Genomic DNA, 5672 nt, shown 5'->3' with positions numbered 1-5672 from the left:
GGTTTTGCTTCAAGGTTCCTAGGGGAGTAATCAACACGTTTTGTTTGTGATGATGCCCGCAGCGAAGCAAAATCTTTTGAGAGGCAACAATTATTGTGGCGAAGGCAGTTTGAGCCAACGAGCAGCTTTCAAAGCAGAATTATTATCTGGGGTGTTGGCTGAAACGGATTTTATCCAAAGCTAAAGCGCTATCTGGCATTTACGCGGCGCGGAGGGAGATCTCCTGAGCGAGCGCAGCGAGAGAGGGAAGCTCCCGGAGCTAAAGCCGCGTTGTCCTCGCCACACTGGGGTTATTGATAGTCTTTCTTTCGGGGTGCTTCGGGGGGGATGCAAGGGGGGCCGCGAAGGGGGCGTAGCCCCATAACCGGCCTCGCCTTGCTGCGCGCCGCACAGGCGTCCCCGTTCTGCTGAGGCGCATGGGAATTGTATCCATATGGTCGCGCTGAACGGCTGAATTTTTTTCAATTGTAGATGCTCGTCTCATTAATGCTGTTTGGGATGTCCTTGTGTTTGCCTGTGCTTTGGTGCTTGAGGCTATATAGTTTTTGCCCCATGCGGCATAACGAAAAAAAGGCCGGGTTGCCCCGGCCAGTTTTGCGCTTGCAATAATTGTTGTCTACTTCACTACAATCAGATCATATTCGCGCGTGCCAAGGCCGATTTTTTCGGCATGCTCCATACAGGCACGCCACTCGGATTCAGGGCCAGAATTTTTAAAGTGATCGTGGTGATCCACAAATCCTTTTTTCGCAATATTTTCAGCGAGCTGACTGCCGGGCAGAGGTTTGGCCTTCATACAGGCATCCACGCAGGCCTGGTCAAGCGCCAGTGGGTCAAATGAAGCGAACATACCGATATTGGGCAGAATGGGCGCATCATTCTCGCCATGGCAATCGCAGTTGGGCGAAACGTCCACAATCAGCGAAATATGGAAGTGTGGGCGACCATCCAGCACGGCCTTTGTGTACTCTGCCATTTTGTAGTTGAGCATTTCAATGGCAGCATCATGCGCGAAAGAAATGGCGTCAAAATTACACGCACCCAGGCAGCGTCCACAGCCCACGCAGTTATTGTGGTCAACCGTGGTTTTCTTGGTATCGGCAGAGTAGTGCAAGGCGTCATTGGCGCACTGCTTGATGCAGGCCTTGCAGCCAACGCACAGCGATTCGTTGATGTTGGCCTGGCCGTTGCTGTGCTGCTCCGTTTTACCGGCGCGCGATCCGCAACCCATGCCGATGTTCTTGATGGCTCCGCCAAAGCCGGTCATTTCATGCCCTTTAAAGTGGGTGAGGCTGATGAAAATATCGGCGTCCATAACGGCGCGGCCAATCTTTGCTTCCTTGACATATTCGCCGCCCGCAACCGGCACGAGTGCTTCGTCCGTGCCTTTGAGCCCGTCGCCAATGATGATGGGGCAATTCACCGTAAGGGGTGTAAAACCGTTCTGCCAGGCACATTCCAGATGTTCCAGGGCATTTTTGCGGCTGCCGGGATACATGGTGTTGCAGTCGGTCAAGAAAGGTTTGCCGCCAAAATCCTTGACCGTGTCAACAACAGCGCGCGCATAGTTAGGGCGCAGATAACTGATGTTGCCAAGCTCCCCAAAGTGCAGTTTGATGGCAACAAAGCGGCCCTTCATATCAATATGGCCGATGCCCGCTTTTTTGATCATTTTCTTCAGCTTGGTGGGCAATCCATCGCCAAAAGCCTTGGTGCGAAAATCCGTAAAATACACCTTTGCTTTTTCCATAAGTATTCACCTTTGCGTTTAGCTGTATGAACCGGAAAGATTATATTGCACAATTGAGCGCAGACCCAAAGTGCAGCAACGTGTGATCGGTTGGAAATTTTTGTTTCTCGCTTTCATTGGCGCGTGCTGCCATGAGGAGAATACTGCCTGCGGCAGGGGGCTGCCAAGAGCGGGCAGACCTTGAACCCGATATTTTCTACCCCTGCCATAGGGCAAGTCGCTAGTACGATTCTCCTGTTTGTTTGCCTTATTCTCCGAAATCATAATATGGGCTGATGGTTATACTGGCGAATATGCCCCGCGTAACGGCACAAATAAATCTGCTTGACTTATTATACGACCGGTCTAATAATAAACTCGCATCGCGGGAATCAGCCAAATTTTTTTTCATGAGAATGCAAGCCCACTTCGCGAGAATCGTCAATGCCCCGCCAAACCCGTCCAGGCTGCACCCACAAATCTGCCGAAGGGCTTTTAAGCCCTCAGCATATCACCACCTAAATGAGGATCGAATTATGGAAAGGAAAAAAATTATTGTTGCCGAATACGCCAAAAATATTCTTGAAGCTCTGCCCAAGGGAATATTGCTAACCTCAAAGGCGGATGGCCGGGTGAACAGCATGACCATTGGCTGGGGAACTCTCGGCATTGACTGGTCCAGCCCGGTATTTGTGGCCTATGTGCGCGAGCACCGCTTTACACGAGAATTGCTGGATAAAAATCCCGAGTTCACCGTCAACGTGCCTTTTGGCGAATATAACAAAAAAATCATTGGTATTTGCGGCGCGAAATGCGGGCGAAATCTGGATAAAATTTCTGAAGCTGGTCTGACCCTTGTGGATTCAGAACTTGTTTCTGTCCCCGCTATCAAGGAGCTGCCTCTCACCCTTGAGTGCAAGATCGTGTACAAGCAGAAGCAGGATCTCCCCAGCCTGATCACCGAATACCAGTCAAAGTTTTATCCTCAGGACGTTGACGGCTCAGCAGTTGGAGCAAACCGCGATGCGCACATTGCCTATTATGGCGAAATTGTCAGCGCATATATTTTGCAATAATTAAAAGTGAGCAACACAATAGCCAAGGGGGTTCCCATGAAGGAGATTTTCCACAGGGTCAGCGTGCGCAAGTTTGAAGACCGCGCCGTTGAAAGTGACAAGGTCGAGCAGGTGCTGCGCGCCGCCATGGCCGCACCTTCTGCGGGCAATCAGCAACCGTGGGATTTTTATGTGGTGACATCCAGAGAAAAGTTGCACGCCCTTGCTCAGGTCAGCCCTTATGCCGGGTGCGCGGCAGACGCCCCCCTGGCCATTGTGGCTGCCTATCGGCAGGAAGGCTGCCGTTTCCCCCAATATGCGCAGATTGATCTTGCCATCGCCATGCAAAACCTTTGGCTGGCAGTGGATTCACTTGGCTTGGGCGGCGTATGGCTTGGTGTGGCCCCTGACGAAGACCGGATGGAAAAGGTGGAAAAAATTCTGCCTGTGGCTGCTGGGCAGAGGGCCTTTGCCATTTTCCCCATGGGCTATCCTGTGGAGCAAAAAACGCAGCAGGACAGGTTTAATGCGGAGCGCATCCACTACGTAAAATAACTTTTGTCCTGGCTTCCGCACTTTGCTGTCGAAGCCAGACCAAAATCATCGAAAAACGCCCGATTCCCCAGAATAATGGGGAACCGGGCGTTGCCGTTTTCTCTACGAGATAACTTACCGCAACCGTTCAAGTACCGCCTGGGCAATGGGTTCGCTGGATGCAGGATTTTGCCCGGTTATGAGCTTGCCGTCCACTTCCACATGCGGCGCCCACATGGGGCCGACCACAAAGTTCGCGCCTTCACCGCGCAACGTTGTCTCCAGCATAAAGGGAACGGCCTTTTCCAGCTGCATGGCAATTTCTTCGTCATCGGTAAAGGCCGTTATGGTTTTGCCCGCCACAAGGGGGGAGCCGTCAGGCTTTTTGGCTCCAACCAGCCCAGCCGGGCCGTGGCACACTGCCGCAATTATCTTGTCTGCTTTGGCGAAATCGTTGAGCAGGCGTTTCAGCTCGGCATCGGTGGCAAAATCCATCATGGTGCCGTGCCCGCCAGGCAGAAAGATGGCGTCAAAGCCCTCGGCCTGAATATCCTTGAGAGGTGCAGAATTTTTCAGAAGCTCAAGGATGTCCGGCCATTTGGCAACAGAGGCATCATCAAGGCTGTGGGGATCAACTGGCACCGCGCCGCCCTTGGGGCTGGCAACGGTTATGGAGAGGCCAGCCTTTGCCAGGGCAAGATAGGGAACCGCGATTTCTTCAAGCCACACGCCTGTTTTTCTGCCGTTAGTCAGGGCATCGGCGCTGGTCGTAACCATAAGTATTTTTTTCTGCGCGTTCATAAGAATGCTCGCTGTTATATGTGTGGTGCGGGTTGGGGGGTCGCAGTTTTTGGCTGGAGTGGCCCGGGCATGCGCGGCCTTGGCCCGCTGCTTCAGGCTCAGCCGACTTTTTGTTGCGGCAGAACAATTACCCTGCTGTTAAAACCCTTGTGAACAGCACGTTCACAAATTGTTTCAAGGGCTCGGGCGAGCGCACGACTTTTGCCCGCAAAATGGCTCCTTCCCAGCCAGACAGAAGAAAACCTGCAAGTAACTGGGGATCAAGCCCCGGATTCAATTCGCCAGCCTTCTGTGCTTCGCGCAGGCACCGGGCAAAAAGTCCAAGCCAGTCGTGGAAGACTTCTTCCAGGCGGCATCTGAACCGTTCGCTCTGTGCGGCCAGCTCCTGTCCCAGATTCCCGATGAGGCAACCCTTGCTGAAGTTGTCCTGCACTGTACGCTCGATGCTTTCCTCCAGATACCTGCGGATGCGCTGGAGCGGGGGCAACGTTTCATCATCCAGGTAGCCGTGCAATTTTTTTGTATAGTTTTCAGCAAAGAGGTTGATGACCTCAATGCCAAAGTTTTCCTTGGTGCCAAAATGGTGGTAGAACGAGCCTTTCGGCACGCCCGCCGCCTTGAGTATGGCGTCTATGCCTGTGGCGTTGAAGCCGGAAACAGCGACTATTTCAACACCCGCAGCAATGATTTTTTCTCGTGCGCTTTCTTTCATAGCTAAAAATTAGACCGGTCTGATAGTGATGTCAATATCTGCTGCGCGCAGTTTTCATCAACTTGATGAGGACAACGTGAACAAAAGTGTACGCGTGGATAGTAAGGGGCGGATTGAGGCTTGCGTTTGCACGCAATTGAGGAAAGCTCTTTCAAAATGAGTGGATCTGGCAGAAAAGGGGCAGGAAAAAAGAGGGAAGGGCAGACATGGCGGCGTGATTTCTGGAGGGTGCCGGGGCTGCCGACCCGATGTCGGCAGCCCCGGCCCGCTTGCGCGGGTGTTTCATGTCGGGAAACACTATTGGGTAGGATTCACCGAGCCAGCAAAGGGATACGGCCCGGCAAAAGTAGCCTGCACTGCAATCTGGCAGATGTGGGAATTCCACACGCCGTTGTCAAAGTGGTGGAGCAGATAGCCCGGCGTCTCCATGCGGAAGGTGTCGCCGCCCTCGGGGGAGAGATCAAGGTCTATCTGCATGGAAACCGCAGGTGCTGTCATGGCGATCCGCCCGTGCCATTCGGTGACGATGGGGCGGTGCATGTGGCCGAAACACAGCCGCATCTGCGGGTTGCGCTCTACAATTGCTGCGAAGCGTTCCACGTTTTCAAAAGGTTCGTCCATGGCCCCCATGCCCGTAACAAAGGGGGGGTGGTGCATGAAGAACATGGTTGGCGTATCCGGGCGCTTTGCCAGTTCACGCTCCAGCCAGTCGCCGGTTTCGGCGGGGAAGTGGCCGGAATGGGAGCCGGGGCTCATGCTGTCCATCATGATCAGCCGCAGGTTTTCTTCTTCCACCGTATAGCAGAGGTAGGGCGCAATATCTTCCTTGGCCGGGCACCAG

6 protein-coding genes are annotated in these 5672 nt (G+C 53.3%); 2 read left to right on the top strand and 4 right to left on the bottom strand.

Going from position 1 to position 5672, the window contains the following annotated elements; translation table 11 throughout:
• Positions 1-616 precede the first annotated feature (616 nt).
• Complete coding sequence (locus VEZ52_RS04755; protein ID WP_324835766.1) at positions 617-1750, bottom strand: DUF362 domain-containing protein; 1134 nt, start codon at positions 1748-1750, stop codon at positions 617-619.
• 515 nt (positions 1751-2265) lie between these two features.
• Here VEZ52_RS04755 and VEZ52_RS04750 point away from each other — a divergent pair.
• Both VEZ52_RS04750 and VEZ52_RS04745 read left to right on the top strand, forming a co-directional pair.
• Positions 2266-2805, top strand: coding sequence for a flavin reductase family protein (locus VEZ52_RS04750; protein ID WP_324835765.1), 540 nt, complete (start codon positions 2266-2268; stop codon positions 2803-2805).
• A 36-nt stretch (positions 2806-2841) separates the two neighbouring features.
• On the top strand, positions 2842-3339 hold the full coding sequence (locus tag VEZ52_RS04745) for a nitroreductase family protein (protein WP_324835764.1): 498 nt from the start codon (positions 2842-2844) through the stop codon (positions 3337-3339).
• A 114-nt stretch (positions 3340-3453) separates the two neighbouring features.
• Here VEZ52_RS04745 and VEZ52_RS04740 read toward each other — a convergent pair whose 3' ends face one another.
• The 3 genes from VEZ52_RS04740 to VEZ52_RS04730 all read right to left on the bottom strand — a co-directional run.
• Complete coding sequence (locus VEZ52_RS04740) at positions 3454-4119, bottom strand: type 1 glutamine amidotransferase domain-containing protein (RefSeq protein ID WP_324835763.1); 666 nt, start codon at positions 4117-4119, stop codon at positions 3454-3456.
• Positions 4120-4246: 127 nt separating this feature from the next.
• Positions 4247-4831: a TetR/AcrR family transcriptional regulator gene (locus VEZ52_RS04735; RefSeq protein ID WP_324835762.1), complete on the bottom strand. Its 585-nt coding sequence runs from the start codon at positions 4829-4831 to the stop codon at positions 4247-4249.
• Positions 4832-5128: 297 nt separating this feature from the next.
• Positions 5129-5672, bottom strand: a 544-nt coding sequence (locus VEZ52_RS04730; RefSeq protein ID WP_324835761.1) for a phosphodiesterase, incomplete at its 5' end; no start/stop codon positions are given.

The organism is Desulfovibrio sp. (assembly GCF_035644575.1).
In the GTDB taxonomy this organism is placed as follows: Bacteria; Desulfobacterota; Desulfovibrionia; order Desulfovibrionales; family Desulfovibrionaceae; genus Desulfovibrio.
The sequence above is the reverse complement of the archived record's forward strand: the minus strand, read 5'-3'. Positions and strand labels throughout refer to the sequence as shown.